This is a genomic window from Gemmatimonas sp., from assembly GCF_046594945.1.
In the GTDB taxonomy this organism is placed as follows: Bacteria; Gemmatimonadota; Gemmatimonadetes; order Gemmatimonadales; family Gemmatimonadaceae; genus Gemmatimonas.
In genome coordinates this window covers 1-16,699 of sequence record NZ_JBKJRB010000007.1, presented here as the reverse complement: position 1 = coordinate 16,699, position 16,699 = coordinate 1, and the positions used below count along the sequence as shown (strand labels likewise).

The following is a 16,699-nucleotide window of genomic DNA, read 5'->3' as shown; positions in this document are numbered from 1 at the left end:
TGAATCTAGCGACGCGACGCGCTACTTGTTCGCGTCGAGGAGCTTCTTTCGTTCCAGCCAGATCTCGACCTCAGACACCTTCCCGTCACCGTTCTTCGGCAGCTCCGTTGCCGGCTCGCGACGGCGCAGTCCCACGTACAGCGTCCGGCCGTCCTTCGACCACGACGGCCGACGATAGTCGGCGACCAGAAATCTCGCCGGCGCTGCCTGCGTCGCACTCGCGTCGCACTCGCGTCGGGCACGCGTCGGGCACGCGTCGGGCACGCGCGGTGCCGGTGCGCTGTCACCGCCGACAACGCGCCACGCCAGAATCGTATGAGCCGTGTCGGCGAACTCTTTCACTGCTACCGAACGGAGCACCGCCAGATCGCCGCTGTTCGTGCGCCACGCGATGCCGCGATTCACCGACGATGACGCATCGAGCACTTGAACCGCACCGATTCGTCCGTCATACAGTTGCAAGGCGTTGCCGGCGCTGTCAGTCGCGCCACCATCCACCGTGATCGCGAACGCCAACTTCGCGCCCGTGCCGGACCACGCTTGCTCGGTCACAATATTGAGCACCAATCGCGTGCCGGTAGCCAACGACGGCACCATCACGTCGGAGCGCTTCTTCCCGTCGGCCGCGTACTTCATAACGGCTACGAACTACCCGTCGGCGCTAAAGGAGAACGCACTCGCCTCGGCGATGCTGATCGATTCGCCAGTGACCAGATGGCGCGCGCCGAATGCGGTACGTACCGGCTTCTTCTCCGTCACGAGACGGTCGCGTTCTTTGAGCGTCGCACCGATCAGAGACGCGACCCACTGCGATGTAAGCGTAGGCTTCCCGTGACCCATCACTGGGATGACGATGCCGGTCGAGATCAGCAGGGCGGCGAGCCGAGTCTTCACGGGAGGCTGGGGGAGCGAGGCGATGGCAGTATTCGTTCGATGCTACGACGACAGCGCAACGCACACCATGGTTCGGGTCGCCATCGGCCGGACCCGTCTGTCAGACAACACGCGGCACATTCGTCACCGCCGATACCGCACGTTACCGCACGTTACCGAAACGGCTAAGATCTAGTACTATCGGTCCGAACTCATTTTCCAACGCTTTAAACGCGTTTTATACGCTTGACACCGGCTTACCCAGCTTCGAATACTTCGCGGTCGGAAGTGCCGTCGTAATTGCCCATGAGTGTGCCCCCCTTCCCGCACGCTCACGCCGGCCCGATTGGACATGACATGCGGCAACGGAGTAGCGCTATGGCGATGAATCGTACAACGGCACACTACGCGGGCATCACACACGGACGCGATCAGTCACCGGCGGCTCCGTTGATGACGCTCACGTACCGAAGTCGCGCGACCTCGCCGCTCTCCGAAACGCAGCTGGGCGATCTGCAGCACACAGCCGCTGCGCGAAATCGCGCCGAGGGCATCACCGGCATGGTGATCTACAGCGACAACCGCTTTTTCCAGTGGCTCGAAGGGCCGCCGGCCAGCATCGCCCGCATTTGGTCGTCGATCAGTCGAGACCCTCGGCACGCCGACATCGAAGCGCTCTCGGTGCACGCCGCCCCCACGCGGCTCTTTGCGAAGTGGAGCCTCAAGCTCACCACCGGACAGGGTGATCCGTTGATCGAAGAGGTGACGGCGTCCACGGTGTCGTCCACCAACGCGGGCGCCGAGCGATTGGCCGCCCTCGCGATTGCCGCCGAACCGACCGAAGCGCGACGGTTGCTCACCGCCGCGTACACGGAGTTCCGTTCGATTTCGGCCCTCACCGAGTTGCTCATCGAACCCGCGGCGCGATGTCTGGGTGATCTGTGGGCCGCTGACGACTGCGGCGAATACGACGTGACACTCGGACTCTGTCGTCTACAGACGTTCCTTCGCGAAGTCGCAGCCGAGAGCGTGCAACAACGCGTCGAGCATCCGCTCGTCGTGCTCGTGGCACCGTTGCCCGGCGAAATCCACATGCTTGGCGCGACGCTCGATGCGGAAGCACTGTGGCAGGCAGGCCATGACACGCGTGTTCGTTTTCCGTCCACGGAGCAGGCGCTCGAGCGGATCGTGGCCACGAACTGGTTCGATGCGATCGATCTGTCGCTCAGTCCCGCCTTCAGCCGCCAGCATCGCATCGATCGTATGCGTCACATCGTCGACTCGGTGCGCCGTGCGTCGAAGAATCCCGCGCTCGTCGTCATCGCCGGTGGACGCGCGTTCAACGACCGTATCGCGTCGAGCGCTGACGTGCACGCCGACGCCAGCTGCACCTCCGCTGCGCATTTGTGCGAAGATATCGCCCGTGCGCGTGGATCACGGCAGCATGAACAGGCCGGCGTCGGGATCCCGCGCGCCCTGTAGCGCGGCCGCAATGACCTGCGCGGCGATCATGCTGTACGTGATGCCATTGCCGCCGAATCCAGCGACGACCCACGTGTGACGCGTTCCGGGAAGTCGGTCGATCAGCGGTAGGGCGGTCGTAGACTCGCCGAAGGCGCCGCCCCACGCATGGCTGACACGGAATCGCACGTTCGGCAGTAGCGCGCGGACGTCCTCGCGAATCGCGCGTGTTTTCACCGCAAGCCGGTGTGCAACGGTGTACGCGCTGGAGGCGTCCTCATCACGCCCACCGGCGAGCAATCGACCATCGGCCGTGGTGCGCAGGTACAGGTACGGATCCGACGCCTCCCACAGCACGGTGCGCGCGAGCCACGCCGGGAACACCGCGTTCGGCGCACTCGCCACGGCCCACGTGGAGTGGATCCGATGCTCTCGCGCTGGCACGAGCGTGGGGACTTCGTAGCCGGTGCAGAAGACGACCTGGTTGGCGAACACGCGCGGACCGTTGGCCGTGGTCAGTTCGACGCCGCTCGCACCACTCTCCACGCCGGTCACGTTGACGTCGGACAGAATCCGTCCGCCGCGCGCCACGATGCGACGCAGCAGTCCGGCGGTCAGCTGCGCCGGATTCGCCGCCGCCGACCCGGTACTCACGATAGCGCCGCTGCGCGCGATGCCATAGCGCGCGCGCAGCGCAGCGGCTGACAGCAGCGTACCGGGTACGCCCGCTCGCTCCCTCGCCTCGACCTCAGCCGCGAGGGCGCGGGCGCCGTACGCGTCGCCGGCGAGATATAGACTCTCGCGGGCGCCGAAGGCACAACGGATCCGTTCGTGATGCACCAGCGACGTCAGATCCTGTACGGCACGCACCGATCGCCGATACGCGCGCGTGGCCGCGGGCCAGCCGACGCTGCGCGCCAGTCGGTGAAGGGGCAGATCGATCTCGAACTGTAGCAAGGCGGTCGATGCCAGGGTGCTGCCAGTCATGGGAGGTCGTCGATCAAGCATGGTCACCGCACGCCCCGACGCCATCAGCGCGTGCGCCACAAGGGCGCCGCTGATCCCGGTGCCGATCACCACGACATCGTCGATGACGTCGGCGATGGCCTCGCTTGCCAGGTCGACATCGAACGGCGTATGCGGCACGCCAATGCCCGCTGAGTCGGCCCATAGAGAACGCCCCCGTCGGAGCCGACGGTGCGTCGTGGCCGAGCCTGTGCTAGCCACCGATCACCGAGCCCAGCACGCTGATCAGCAGTGCCACGACCGCCGTGTTGAACAGCCAGGCGATCACGCCATGCATGAGCGCCGTGCGACGAATGCCCCGACCGCGAATCGCCACGTCGGACGTTTGCGCGGTCATGCCGATCACGAACGCGAAGTAGGCGAAGTCGAGATAGTCTGGCAAGTCATCCATGCCAGGAAATTCGAGTGGTCCGTTCTGATTCGATACCTTCGGCGATGCATCGTGATACAAGTGGGCGTACCGCACGGTGAACACCGTGTGGATCAACGTCCACGCCAGCGCCACCGCCGAGAGCGACAGCAGAATCGCCTGCGTTCGCGCGCCGCCCACCAGATCGGCGCTTGCCTTCAGCAGCAGGAGTACCGCCAGCAGCGACGCACCGGCACCCATCAGCACCAATACCAGCGAAGCCGCTCGGCTCGGATCCTCGCGTTTGGCCGACGCGTGAATCTGCGCCGGTTGCAACGTGAGAATCGTGTACCACGTGAGCAGCAAGGCCATGCCCGCAAAGGCATCCCAGGCGGCCACCGCGCGCAATTCCATCGCGACGCGCGCCGGCAACAGGAGCAGCGTGAGTACACTGACCGCCAATGCCCAGGCCACGCGCGTACCGGCCCGCATATGGGCGAGGCGATCTCGCAGTCCGGTTCCAATCGTCAGCTCGTTGTGCACCTGGGCTCCTCTCTGCTCTTCCGGGTTGGGTGTCGGAGCGCAAATTTACTTGGTCCAGCTCATTGACTGAAGAGTATTGGGGCTAGCAATGTGAGGCAGAATGAGCGACGCATTTACGTTCAATGGCGGGCAATCAGCGGCACGGTGTACCGCCGGGGCACTGTCTGGCGGGGGTGTTAGCTGCACTGCTTCGGACTGTGCGTGACGGCTACTCGCAGGGACGACAGTCGCTTCGTCGGGCGCATTACCTACGTCTCCCTCCCCGCTCGTTTCGAAATTTATCCAACCACGCGGGTCACGTACGCTGCCTGTGCCGAGCTTTCCTCGAGTTGTTGGCAAGTCATCGAAAACCTCTCACATGGCATGGACCCGATCTTCGATGCGCACACTTGAGCTAATCACCTCTTGCACCTGCAACACCGTGTTTTGGGCGAGAGTTATGGAGCGCGACTTTCCCGACACGGAGGATTGTCGCAGTCGTCGATTCTCCGCTGGTAAGAGTATCGATGGCGGGGGTTACACAGAACTTCGAACGCATATCTGGTGGCAACCCCCACACCAGATTCGCATGGAGCACCATAGTGGCGCAGAGCTTTCTTGCATCGAAATCTCCCGGGCCGACGTCGGGTTCTCATTTGTGCCGCAACTAAAACTCCTTTTCACTGACGCACTCCATGAACCTGGTGCCGAATGGGATCTTGTTGCGCCGTTCAGAGGAATCACTGTGTTACCGACGGTGCGGAGTGTGTTCCGTAAATCACCGCTCATGAGCCTTCCGTTCATCGGGAAGAACTGGAACGTTGTCGAGAAGGGAGCGGGCGCGAGCTACATGGGCCGCCCGACTCGGCGGGTACACGCGAAGCGTCGACGGTCGCTCGATACCGACCCACTCGACCACGGAATTACTGTGTGGGACCGCAGCGACGAGTATAAATGCGACATCGATCGAGAACTCAGCATTGGCGTGTGGTTAGCAGCGTTCCACGATGGTGAGGAGATCGCACACGCCAGGGTCGAACTTCTAACGGTCGATGGGGATTTCCCGCCGGACATTTTCACGCTTGCGCCACCGCCTGACACGCGCATTATGCGCGTGGTGCGTTGGCCTGAGCAACCGGACGAAGAAGGGGAGTGCTGAGCTCGAGTGCCAGCGTCATTGCTTGCGGCCTGTGAGCATGTCGCGGCGGCTAACGCACCTGCCGCAGCTGCCGCAGCAGCGTATTCGCATCGATCAGCGTCTCCACTTGCAGCAGCCGGCGTGACTTCTTGCCGATCCACACCACCGATTCGCGCTTGGGCGCGAGCGTGAAGATCACCACGTGCGCGTCTTCGTCGAGCACCGTGGCGCTGCCGGTGACTTCAATGCGGTACTCGCGCAGGCCACTGTCGGTGTCATACACGCGGAAGCGTGCCGCATAGCCCTTCTCGAGCGGCAGCGAGCGTACCACCAAATCCCAGTTCCCCGAGTCGAAGGGGGCAATGGCCAACGTGGTATCGATGGGCAGCGACGGCACATCGACCGGACCGATCGATCCTTTCACGCGCCTGCCGTTGAAGTCGAGCGAAATCAATCGCGACGACGACACATTGCGGTGACGACGTGGCGCCAGCGTGCGCGCATCGGTCACCGTGGAATCAATCAACGGCGCCCGTCCGGGTGACACCGTGAGCACGCGGTGAATCACCGGCCCATCGCTACGCATCTCGAGTTTTACCACGTCCACCGCGGTGCCCAGCATCTGTTGCTGTTCACCGCGATACGCGATCAGCGAGTATTGCACCGAGTCGGCCAGAATACGGCCGCCGCGCAACGTGGAATCGCCGGGCGCGATCAGCACGGCCTGAACGGTCGGCGCCGGGACCGGGGGTACCTGCTGCGCACCAAGCGGGGCAGACACCGGCACCAGCATCAGCGCCGCCGCCGAGAGGCCGCACCTGATTGTCGGGAAGGTCGTGCCGTGGCGTGTGATGAAGCGAGCCGGTGACCGAGCCAACAAGAGCGCCAGTGGGCGAGACATGCCAAAAGCTAGCATGGCGGTAGAGGTGCAACCAATCCGTCCCACATCACTTCGGTGATTACCGGCGCTTGCCCGTCCAGATCACGAGCCTGCCACTGCCCCACACGGACACGCGCGCATTCGCCAGCGGCTGGGCACCGGCGCCCGCATCACAGCGCGAGCGACCGTGACAGGCGCGAGTGCTCCCGTATCGGACGCGATCGCATCCTCGGAAAGCACCGTGCGGCGACGCTCGCCAATAGCGAATCGACTAGCGGATACCGCAACCCCAGAATCCACGCCCCGCCCGAAACGAAGGAAGCAGCGTCACCGCAGGACCGGCATGGTGAACGACGCCGCATCCGCACCCACAGGCCAACGCGTGGTCACCGTCTTCACGCGCGTATAGAAGCGCACGCCGTCCATGCCGTGCTGGTTGTGGTCGCCGAACGCGGAATCCTTCCAGCCGCCGAAGGAGTAATAGGCCAGCGGCACGGGAATGGGCACGTTGATGCCCACCATGCCGCACTGCACGCGATGCGCGAACTCGCGCGCCGCCCCGCCGTTGCGCGTGAAAATTGCCACGCCGTTGCCGTACTGGTGCGCATTGCACAGCGCGAGGGCCTCAGCGGCGAAGTCAACGCGCACGATGCACAGCACGGGGCCGAAAATTTCCTCGCGATAGATCGACATCTCGGCTGTGACATGATCGAACAACGAGCCGCCAAGGAAGAAGCCAGCCCCCTGCGTGGCGGGGTGCGTGCGTCCATCCACCACGAGCGTGGCCCCCTCGGTGACGCCGGCGGCCACATACCCCATCACGCGGTCGCGGTGCACCGCCGTCACGAGCGGCCCCATGTCGTTCCCGTCCACGTGTGATGCTCCCACTCGCAACCCGCGCACGCGATCGGCCAGACGTGCTACGAGCGCGTCGGCCGTGGCATCACCAACCACGACCGCTACGGAAATAGCCATGCACCGTTCACCGGCCGATCCGTACGCAGCGCCCATCAGCGACTCCACCGTCATGTCGAGATCGGCATCGGGGAGCACGACCAGATGATTCTTGGCGCCGCCCATCGCCTGCACGCGCTTGCCGTGACGCGCCGACGTTTCGTACACGTGCCGTGCGATCGGCGTCGATCCCACGAAGCTCACCGCCTGAATGCGCGGATCGGTGCACAGCGCGTTCACGGCCTCAGCGTCGCCCTGCAAAACGTTCAGCACACCAGGTGGTCCACCAGCCTCGTGGAACAGCTCTGCCAGTCGGACGGCCGTGGATGGATCACGCTCGGAGGGTTTGAGAACCACTGCATTCCCGCAGGCGAGCGCTGGCCCCAGCATCCACAGCGGCACCATGGCCGGGAAGTTGAACGGGGTAATCGCCGCCGTCACACCGAGCGGTTGGCGCATTGACTGCATGTCGATCCCCCGCGCCACGTTATCACTGAACTCGCCCTTGATGAGGTGCGGAATACCGGTGGCGAACTCCACCACTTCGAGTCCGCGCTGCAGTTCGCCGCGCGCATCGGCGATAACTTTGCCGTGCTCGCGGCTAATGAGCTGCGCCAGCTCATCAGCGTGAGAAAGGCACAGCTCGCGCCAGCGGAAGAGCACACGCGCGCGGTCAAGCGCCGAGCGTGCACCCCACGCCGGCGCGGCGGCGGTGGCATTGGCGATGACGGTCTCGATATCAACGGCGTCGGCGAGCGGCACATACGCCGCGACCTCGCCCGTACAGGGATCGTACACGGGTGCCGTGCGCGTGGAGTGTGCGTCATGGCGAGCACCGGCGACGATGTGCGGAATGCGGGGGAGAGTCATGCGGTAGGAGAAGAAGTCGGATACAGGCGGCCGGTGCCGCCCACGACGCCGCGCTCGATCGGATTCGCGATACTGCGGCCAACAATGTCCGGCGTGGAGCCGTGAATCGGCTCGACCATCGAGGGATGCTGCCGCCCAGGATTAATGTTCGCCCCGGACACAACCCCGAGGCTGCCGGACCTGGCGGCACCGAGATCGGTAAGAATATCCCCGATCTGCAGGCGATCTTCAATGCGGGGGCCGATGTACGCTGGCGTGCCGTCGTGCACGCGGTCCTCTTCGCCATGCAGGCCGGCAACAGCCGCGTGGCATATTGTCAGCAGTACCCGAGTGCCTGTGTGAAGCGCATGGGTTCCGGCAAGTAGCGCCGCACAGCGCACCCCCATTCACGGCAGGATACGTGAAGCGACTTACCTGGGGGCTGTTGGCCCTGCTGATACTGACGGGGGCCGCCAGCTCCGCAGCGAACACCCTTGATATCTACTTCATCGATGTCGAGGGCGGACAAGCGACCCTCATGGTCACGCCGGCCGGTGAGTCGTTCCTCATCGACGCGGGATTCCCGACTAACGGAACCTTCGCGTCGAAACCAGGCCCGCCCGCGCAGGCTCGTGACGCCCAGCGCATTCTCGCCGCGGCCCGCGATGCAGGGGTACGTCAGATCGACCACCTCATGCTGACCCACTACCATGCCGATCACATGGATGGCGTGATCGAGCTCGCGCAACTGCTCCCCATTCGCCACGTCATCGATCATGCCGCCCCGAGCGCCGAGGCGGAGATGGGCGTGCCGGGCACGCTGGCGCTCTATAACGCCTACGTGGCGCGGCGCACCGCCGGACGGCACACCGAGCCAAAGCCGGGCGACCGCTTGCCCCTGGGTGGTGTGGACGTGATCATGCTGGCCTCGGCCGGCGAGATCCTCACGGCACCGCTTCCCGGCGCCGGACAGCCCAATCCAACCTGCACCGGCAGCGGTGAGCCGGCGCGGATAAAACGGAAACCCCACGCTCGACCGCCATCCGCGTGCAGTTTGGTGCGTTTCGCTTTCTCAACGTCGGTGATCTGAGCGGAGCACCGCTTTTCGCGCTCACCTGCCCCACCAATTTGATCGGCGAGGCGGACCTGTACGCACTGTCGGTCTTCGATCGTCGACGCCATCGTGCGGACGGCGGCGACACTGGATTTCGCCCCGAGCTTTCAGCTGGGCCATCCGCTCTCCTTCGCGTTGGCCGACAAGCTGGTGAAGCTGCTTCCCGTCGGCATCAACAAGCTGTTCTTCTCCAACTCGGGCAGCGAGGCGGTGGACAGTGCGCTCAAGATTGCGCTCGCCTACCATCGGGCGCACGGCGCACCAGAGCGCCGCATGTCTATCGGACGCGCGCGCGGTTAACGCGGCGTCGGTTTTGGCGGGATCTCCGTGGATGGGATCGAAACCAATCGCCAACCTCTTGCGGCGCAGCTCATGCCACACGTCGATCATCTGCCGCACACCCACGATCTCGCGCACAACGCCTTCTCAAAGGGGCGGCCGCAGTGGGGCGCTCACCTCGCCGATGCCGTCGAGACCCTGGTGGCCACCCACGGGGCCGACAGCATTGCCGCCGTGATCGTCGAACCGCTGGCGGGATCAACGGGCGTGCTGGTGCCACCGGTCGGCTATCCGGAGCGACTGCGGGCTCTGTGCACAACACACGGCATCCTGCTGATCTTCGACGAAGTGATTTGCGGATTTGGACGTCTGGGCACCCCATTCGCGGCGCAGTACTTCGGCGTGACCCCGACATCATGGCGATGGCCAAGGGGCTCACCAACGCTGCCGTCCCGATGGGCGCCACGGCGGTGCAACAAGCGATCGACGACACGGTGGTCAACGCCTCAGGGCGCGGCATCGAATCTATACGTAAAGCGGACATCCGCTGGCGGCTGCGGCGGGCATGGCCACCATCGACCTCTACGAACAGGAAGGCCTGTTCGAGCGGGCCCACACGCTCGCACCAGGGTGGGAAGCCGCGGTGCACGCATTACACGAGGCCCCGTACGTGATCGACGTGCGCAACCTCGGCCTAGTGGCCGGCATCGAACTCGAACCGCGCGCCGGCCTACCGGGCACTCGCGCCTCCGACGCCTTCTTGAACTGCTTCCACGAGCAGAACGCGCTGATTCGCGTCACCGGCGATATCATCGCCCTCTTGCCGCCGCTCACGATCAGTGTCGAACAGATCGACCAACTCATCGGGAAAGTCCGCCGCTCGCTCGAAGCGATCGCGTAAGGCCGCTCAAGGGCAATACTGTCCAGTTATGATGACGATCGCCGTGACCCGTACTTGGGGGGCCGGTGTCGGACGATGAATTGGATGGCGGATCGGGCGCGCGTGAGTTGGTGGCGGCGGCGAACACCTGAGCGGGACGTTATGGCGGGACCGCGCCGTTTCGATCGTTCGAGGAGAACTGCTTTACCGCGGATCAACACCGCCAGCCACGGGTGGTCGTTACTGTGTATTCGTGAACACGCCTGCCAATCTGCGGTGAAGCGCGCAATGGACATCATCGTGACGCCACAGCAGAAGGCGTTGCTTCTGACGCTGCAGCCCATGTCCGAAGTCACGGCGGAACATCGCCCGAATTCCCCCGTGGCAGTTCGGTAATCCCGTGCCCCTGGTGCACAATCGCCCGAGGGTGGCAAGTGAGGGCATGGGCCCGCTGCAGACGCAAGCTCAGCGCGCGCGGAGTCGCGATACGCTAATGCTTACCGGCGCGTCCCTGTCCAGATCACGATGCTGCCACACTGATCGAAGGGCACCTGAAATTCCGGTGGTGTCATGATGAATCCGGCATAGACCTCGATCGCGCGTACTTCCATCGGACTAACGATCGCATCAAGATCGCCATCGAACAGGTACTGCCTTACGCGATCCACGAAGACGATCGGGATACAGTAGCCCCCCACGTGACCGCGCATCTGTACGCGATCACCGCTGTTCGACGGGACAAGTCGCACACCGGACACCGCGAGGAAGAAGTCCGACGTGCGACCGCTCATGCGTTGCTCAATGTCGTCCGGATCGAGAAATCGTCCAAGCCCGCGTCGACGGCGCTCTTCGAAACCGGTCATGTCCTTACCGAGCAGTCGGTTGCGCAACGCGCGGACTTTGACCGTATCTAGCGTGAGCAGCCGATGGAGCTGCATGATAATCGTGGCTTCGGTGTTCGGCTCGAAATCCATGATTCTCCGCGACGGCTGATATCCGATGGCACGAGACTCGAGGAGATACGAACCAGTCGGTAGGTCACCGAGCGCGAAGCGTCCGTTGGCGGCAGTAACCGTTTCGAATCCACTGCCCCACACGGACACACGCCCATTCGCCAGCGGCTGGCCGCCGGCGCCCAACATCACACCGCGAACGCTCGCATCGCCACGCGCAACCGTGACACGCGCAAGTGCTCCCGTATCGGACGTGATCGTATCTACGGTAAGCACGACGCGGCGACGCGCGCCAATCGTGAGGTCGATCTGGGTGATGCCGTACGCGGGGATAGTGCTCTCCAGCACTCCCGTTGAGTCGGCGCCGCGCCAGCTGCGAATACGCACGACCGATTCCGACGGCACACCGCAGCCGACATAACTGCCGTCGGCGTTCGTCGGCACGTCCAGCGTCACGACCGCACGCGTCGCTCCGGCGGCGGTTACGGTGTATTCGAGCCATTGGATGCGCACGGTCGCCGTCTGGTCGCCGCCATTGGCACCAAGCGATCGAACACGGCCGTGTACGAAACCACTCGAGTCACGCGCAACCGAATCACCGCAGATCCGCGAGGTTATCGCGAACCCGGACGGAATCGCGATTGACGCGCGTGTGGTGCCTTTGGTGCGCACGTCAATTCGGGTCGCGAGCTGCTCAATGCGCAGCGAGTCGAGGAGCGGATGCCGCATCCCAAGGATCCACGCCCCCGCGCGAAGACTGTCGAAGGCAAACCGGCCGAGTGAGTCGGTCGTACTCAGTCGGCTCACATTGGGTGCGTCGACGCGGATCAGCTGCACGACGGTCTGTCGCAGCGGACGGGCGTTCGCGCTGTCGAACGCGACCCCTCGAACCCTACCCGTCGCCGGAGTGCCCGCCGATGGGGACGCCGACTGACTCCACACGGCCGCCCTCGGCAGCACCAGCAGCGCCGCAAGCAGTACCACAGCGCGCCGCCAAGTCATGACGTTCATAACTCTATGCTAACGCCGAGACCACGCCCATGCAGGCACGAATGCCCGAAACGAAAGAAGCGGCGCCACCTCACCCAAGGCGACGCCGCTTCCCCCCGTCTCACACACGTTCCAACCGAATGAGCGTCCCGTGCATCTCACACGGCGCTCACCGTGGCCTAGTAGCGGTAGTGATCCGACTTGAACGGTCCCTGCGGACTCACGCCGAGATACGCGGCCTGCTCCGTGTTGAGCTGCGTGAGCTTGACGCCAAGCTTGGGCAGGTGCAACCGCGCCACCTTCTCATCGAGATGCTTCGGCAGCGTGAACACGCGCTTGCCGTAGCTCTCCGCGTTCGCGTGCAGTTCAAGCTGTGCCAGCACTTGGTTCGTGAAGCTCGCCGACATCACGAAGCTCGGGTGACCCGTGGCGCAGCCGAGGTTCATCAAGCGACCTTCGGCGAGAATCAGGATCGAGCGGCCATTCGGCAGCACGAATTCGTCGTACTGCGGCTTGATGTTGATGCGCTTCATGCCTTCGACTTTCTTGAGACCGGCCATGTCGATCTCGTTGTCGAAGTGGCCGATGTTCGCCACGATCGCCTTGTCCTTCATGCGGCTCATGTGCTCGACCGTGATCACGTTCTTGTTGCCGGTGGCCGAGATGAAGATGTCGGCCACGTCGACGACGTCTTCGAGCGTCGTCACCTGATAGCCTTCGAGCGCCGCCTGCAGGGCGCAGATGGGATCGATTTCGGTGATGATCACACGAGCGCCTTGACCCTTGAGCGCCTGTGCGCAGCCCTTGCCCACATCGCCGTACCCCATGACCACGGCGATCTTGCCGGCCAGCATGACGTCGGTGGCGCGATTGAGTCCGTCGATGATCGAGTGACGGCAGCCATACAAGTTGTCGAACTTCGACTTCGTCACGGCGTCGTTCACGTTGATGGCCGGGAAGGCCAGCGTACCTGCGCGCTCCATTTCGTATAACCGGAGGACGCCCGTCGTGGTCTCTTCCGACACACCACGGATGCCGGCCAACACCGTCGTCCAGCGACCCGGGTTCTTCGTCTGCTGATCACGCAGCAGCTCGAGAATCACACCCCACTCTTCCGGCTCGTTGTCGCTGTCGAAGCCCGGAATCGTACCGCTCTTCTCGTACTCGGTACCCTTGTGCACGAGCAACGTGGCATCGCCTCCGTCATCGAGCAGCAGGTTCGGGCCCGTACCGTCGCTCCACATCAGCGCCTGCTCCGTGCACCACCAGTACTCGTCGAGCGTCTCGCCCTTCCACGCAAACACCGGCGTGCCCTTCGGCGACGCCACCGTGCCGTGCGGGCCCACCGCCACGGCGGCCGCAGCATGATCCTGCGTGCTGAAGATGTTACACGACACCCAGCGCACATCGGCGCCAAGTACCACCAGCGTCTCGATCAACACGGCGGTCTGCACGGTCATGTGCAACGAGCCCATGATTTTTGCGCCCTTGAGCGGATGCTTTCCGGCGTATTCCGCGCGCAGCGCCATCAGTCCCGGCATCTCGAATTCGGCCAGACGGATTTCCTTGCGGCCCCACTCGGCGAGCGCGAGATCACGCACGGCGAAGGCCGGACGATCGAGGGACGCCAACGGCGCAGCGCCCTTTTCAGTAACGACGACGGTAGACATTTACGAGTGCTTCCTGAGGGAAGAGACGGAACGGGAACCCACAACGCAGCGCGCGGTGGCGGAGAACAACGCAGGACCGGTGGCATCGGGATCCACCGGCAACGGGACATAGCGAACGGCGGTAAAGCCGGCGTCGTGCAACCACGCCGTGAGTTCGAGCTGATCAAAGCCAAGCCAGACGTGGCCCATCTGCTCGCGATAGCGCTCGTGCGCATGCGGACGCATGTCGGCAATGAGCAGGCGCCCGTGGGGGCGCAGCACGCGACGCACATCGGCCAGCGCACGGTGTGGATCGGCCACATGGTGTAGCACGAGCATGAGCACAGCGGCGTCGAGCGAGGCGTCACCCAAGGGCAATGCTTCGAGCGTGCCTTCGCTCAGCGTCACGTTACTGCAAGCCGCGAGTCGCGAGGACGCCGCCGACAGCATGGCCGGCGAGGCATCGATCGCGTGCACGTGCGCCACGTGTGGCGCGAGCGCGGCGGCCAGCGCGCCAGTGCCGCAGCCCAAGTCGCCGATGATCAGCGATTCATCGAGCAGGGCGAGGGCAGCACTCAAGTCAGCGCGCGCGCCGAACATATCGTTGCGCAATGCATCCCATTCAGCGCTGGCGGTGGCGAAGAACGCCTGCGTGCCGGCGCGACGGGCGGCGATGACCGCATCGATGCGCGCGGCATCCTGTAACGAGGCCGGCATACTGCCGAGGGCCGACCGCACGATCTCCCACAACGCTCGCATGTCCGCATCGAGCGACGGATTGCGGCGATACCAGCGACTCGCCCCTTCGGCCCGCGAGGCGATCCAATCCTGATCGGCCAGAATCTTGAGATGCCGACTGACGGTGCTTTGCGGAAGCTGCAGCGCCGACGCCAGCTCGCCCACGGTCAGCGCCTGTCGCTCCAACGCCGACAGCAGCCGACACCGGGTGGCGTCGGCGAGCTCGACCATATGGTCGTGAATGGCAAGGCGCGGCGAAGTCATGTCGTCAATATATATCCGTATATCCGGATGAAAGGATAGCCAGCGTCGAGCTGTCCGTCAATGAGGCTTGAGGCAGGTCGGGGATTTACCCCTGCCGTCGGGTCGAATCCGTGCTACCATTGCCTTTCATGCTTGATCTTCCACTCGCTCTGGACCTCTTGGTTTCGGCTCTGGTCGGACTGGCGGTGGGCGTCGAGCGGGAATGGTCGGGGCATACGACCGGCCCCGACGGCCGCTTTGCCGGCATCCGCACGTTCACCCTGCTCGGGCTGATCGGGGGCTTTGGCGGCTGGTTCTTCCGGGATGGCCAGCCGGCGTTGGCGGCCGTGATCATCGGCGCCGGGGTGCTCTTCCCGATAGCGGCTTATGCGGCCACGCTCCGCCGACCAGGCACCACGACCGACGGCACCACCGAGGTTGCCGCCATGCTGGTTGTTGCGATGGGGGCCGCCTCCGCCCTTGGCCATCGCCCGCTGGCCAGTGCGGCGGCCGTGCTATGCGTGCTGCTGCTGGCCGAAAAATCGACGTTTCAGAACGCGTTACAGCAGGTCGCCGCGCACGAACTGCGGGCCGCGCTGCAATTCGCCGGGCTGGCGCTGGTCGTCCTGCCCCTCCTGCCGTCGGGCGCGTACGGGCCGTTCGGCGCGTTCCAGCCGCGACCGCTGTGGATCGTGGTGCTGCTCTTTTCGGGGTTGAACTTCGCCGGCTATATCGCGCGACGCGTGATCGGTGAAACGCGCGGACTTGCTGTCACGGGTCTACTGGGCGGCCTCGTGTCGTCTACCGCCGTCTCGTTCACGTTCAGCCGACGGAGTCGAGCCGAGCCCGCATTGGCGCTCCCGCTCGCCCTCGGTGTGGTCGCGGCGTGCACGGTACTTGTCCCGCGCGTGCTGGTCACCTCGTGGATGCTGCAACCGGCGGTGGCCGCGGCGGCGGTGTCTGTCCTGGTGCTGCCCTTCCTGGTCGGTAGTGCGCTGATCGCCTTCGTGATGTGGAAGGAGAGGGAAACGCGTGTGTCGCCGACACCCGCCGAAGGCAGCGGATCAGACCCGCTTCCCCTCGCTTCCACGCCTGGACAGAACCCGCTCGCCCTCGCTACGTCGCTGCAAATGGCGCTGGCCTTCCAGGTGGTGCTCTTTGCGATCGCGTGGGTGCAGCAGGCCGTCGGTCCGACTGGTGTGCTCGTCTCGGCTACGCTGCTCGGTCTTACCGACGTGGACGCGCTCACGGTGTCGATGACGCGCTACGGCGCTGACGCGGCGAACGTGCGCGTGGCCGCAGCGGCAATCGGTATTGGCGTGTTGTCGAATACGATGCTCAAGCTGGCGGTCGTGGTCAGCATCGGTGGTCCACGGTTCCGTGCGCGCGCGGCGGTCGGTTTGCTCGCGCTGGCTGCCGCGGCAGGCGCGGGCATCTGGATCGGTTGGCCATGACCGCGCCCACGACCTTCACCAACACGGTGCATCAGCGCGTGAGCGCCGTGGGCCAGGCCACGCGATCGTTCTTCGATCAGATCGGTGCCGGCTCACGCTTCGTGATGGCGACCTTCCGTGCCATGCGCGACACGAAGGAGTGGATCCCCGAGTTCAGCACGCACGCGCGCATTCTTGGCGTCGAGTCGCTACCGATCGGCATCTTCATTGCGCTCTTTACCGGCATCGTGCTGGCGCTGCTCGCGAGCTATTCCGTTGGTGATCTCGTGCCGCCGTACTTCGTCGGGACGCTGGTCCAGAAAACGATCACGCTCGAACTCGCACCGGTGCTTACCGGGCTCGCGCTG

Annotated in this window: 14 protein-coding genes and 2 pseudogenes; 6 read left to right on the top strand and 10 right to left on the bottom strand. The window is 64.5% G+C overall.

Annotated features, from left to right (window positions below):
- Positions 1–21: 21 nt before the first annotated feature.
- Both ACLL97_RS00860 and ACLL97_RS00855 read right to left on the bottom strand, forming a co-directional pair.
- Positions 22–636, bottom strand: coding sequence for a hypothetical protein (locus tag ACLL97_RS00860; RefSeq protein WP_411278581.1), 615 nt, complete (start codon positions 634–636; stop codon positions 22–24).
- A 12-nt stretch (positions 637–648) separates the two neighbouring features.
- Entirely contained in the window at positions 649–894 is a 246-nt protein-coding gene (locus ACLL97_RS00855; protein ID WP_411278580.1) for a hypothetical protein, read from the bottom strand.
- Between the two features lie 363 nt (positions 895–1,257).
- Here ACLL97_RS00855 and ACLL97_RS00850 point away from each other — a divergent pair, with 363 nt between their 5' ends.
- A complete protein-coding gene (locus ACLL97_RS00850; RefSeq protein ID WP_411278579.1) occupies positions 1,258–2,355 on the top strand; it encodes a BLUF domain-containing protein in 1,098 nt (365 codons plus the stop codon).
- Here the strand turns inward: ACLL97_RS00850 and ACLL97_RS00845 are convergent.
- Positions 2,308–3,480, bottom strand: a complete 1,173-nt coding sequence (locus ACLL97_RS00845; RefSeq protein ID WP_411278578.1) for an NAD(P)/FAD-dependent oxidoreductase — start codon at positions 3,478–3,480, stop codon at positions 2,308–2,310. The genes ACLL97_RS00850 and ACLL97_RS00845 overlap by 48 nt on opposite strands.
- A 73-nt stretch (positions 3,481–3,553) precedes the next feature.
- On the bottom strand, positions 3,554–4,252 hold the full coding sequence (locus ACLL97_RS00840) for a DUF1345 domain-containing protein (protein WP_411278577.1): 699 nt from the start codon (positions 4,250–4,252) through the stop codon (positions 3,554–3,556).
- Between the two features lie 568 nt (positions 4,253–4,820).
- Between ACLL97_RS00840 and ACLL97_RS00835 the strand changes: the two genes are divergently transcribed.
- Positions 4,821–5,390 carry a hypothetical protein gene (locus tag ACLL97_RS00835; protein WP_411278576.1) on the top strand — a complete coding sequence of 190 codons (570 nt, stop codon included), beginning with the start codon at positions 4,821–4,823 and terminating at the stop codon, positions 5,388–5,390.
- A gap of 49 nt (positions 5,391–5,439) precedes the next feature.
- Here the strand turns inward: ACLL97_RS00835 and ACLL97_RS00830 are convergent, their stop codons facing one another.
- From ACLL97_RS00830 to ACLL97_RS00820, 3 genes and pseudogenes are all read right to left on the bottom strand, one after another.
- Positions 5,440–6,270: a hypothetical protein gene (locus ACLL97_RS00830; RefSeq protein ID WP_411278575.1), complete on the bottom strand. Its 831-nt coding sequence runs from the start codon at positions 6,268–6,270 to the stop codon at positions 5,440–5,442.
- Positions 6,271–6,576: 306 nt separating this feature from the next.
- Positions 6,577–8,073, bottom strand: a complete 1,497-nt coding sequence (locus ACLL97_RS00825) for a CoA-acylating methylmalonate-semialdehyde dehydrogenase (protein WP_411278574.1) — start codon at positions 8,071–8,073, stop codon at positions 6,577–6,579.
- 56 nt (positions 8,074–8,129) lie between these two features.
- A pseudogene (locus ACLL97_RS00820) lies at positions 8,130–8,285 on the bottom strand (isocitrate/isopropylmalate family dehydrogenase); the annotation flags it as partial.
- Positions 8,286–8,473: 188 nt separating this feature from the next.
- On the opposite strand from ACLL97_RS00820, the gene ACLL97_RS00815 reads away from it, so the two are divergent.
- Positions 8,474–9,142: a ComEC/Rec2 family competence protein gene (locus tag ACLL97_RS00815; protein WP_411278573.1), complete on the top strand. Its 669-nt coding sequence runs from the start codon at positions 8,474–8,476 to the stop codon at positions 9,140–9,142.
- 63 nt (positions 9,143–9,205) lie between these two features.
- Positions 9,206–10,346 (top strand): annotated as a pseudogene (locus tag ACLL97_RS00810) (aminotransferase class III-fold pyridoxal phosphate-dependent enzyme); the annotation flags it as partial.
- Between the two features lie 476 nt (positions 10,347–10,822).
- Here the strand turns inward: ACLL97_RS00810 and ACLL97_RS00805 are convergent.
- From ACLL97_RS00805 to ACLL97_RS00795, 3 genes are all read right to left on the bottom strand, one after another.
- The gene (locus tag ACLL97_RS00805; protein ID WP_411278572.1) at positions 10,823–12,289 is read right to left on the bottom strand and encodes a carboxypeptidase regulatory-like domain-containing protein; all 1,467 of its coding nucleotides are present in this window, start codon (positions 12,287–12,289) and stop codon (positions 10,823–10,825) included.
- 158 nt (positions 12,290–12,447) lie between these two features.
- Complete coding sequence (gene ahcY / locus ACLL97_RS00800; RefSeq protein ID WP_411278571.1) at positions 12,448–13,938, bottom strand: adenosylhomocysteinase; 1,491 nt, start codon at positions 13,936–13,938, stop codon at positions 12,448–12,450.
- Positions 13,939–14,919, bottom strand: coding sequence for an ArsR/SmtB family transcription factor (locus tag ACLL97_RS00795; RefSeq protein WP_411278570.1), 981 nt, complete (start codon positions 14,917–14,919; stop codon positions 13,939–13,941).
- Between the two features lie 128 nt (positions 14,920–15,047).
- On the opposite strand from ACLL97_RS00795, the gene ACLL97_RS00790 reads away from it, so the two are divergent.
- Together ACLL97_RS00790 and ACLL97_RS00785 are read left to right on the top strand one after the other, a co-directional pair.
- Positions 15,048–16,352 carry an MgtC/SapB family protein gene (locus tag ACLL97_RS00790; protein WP_411278569.1) on the top strand — a complete coding sequence of 435 codons (1,305 nt, stop codon included), beginning with the start codon at positions 15,048–15,050 and terminating at the stop codon, positions 16,350–16,352.
- On the top strand, positions 16,349–16,699 hold a 351-nt coding region (locus ACLL97_RS00785), incomplete at its 3' end, for an ABC transporter permease (protein WP_411278568.1). The genes ACLL97_RS00790 and ACLL97_RS00785, both read left to right, overlap by 4 nt.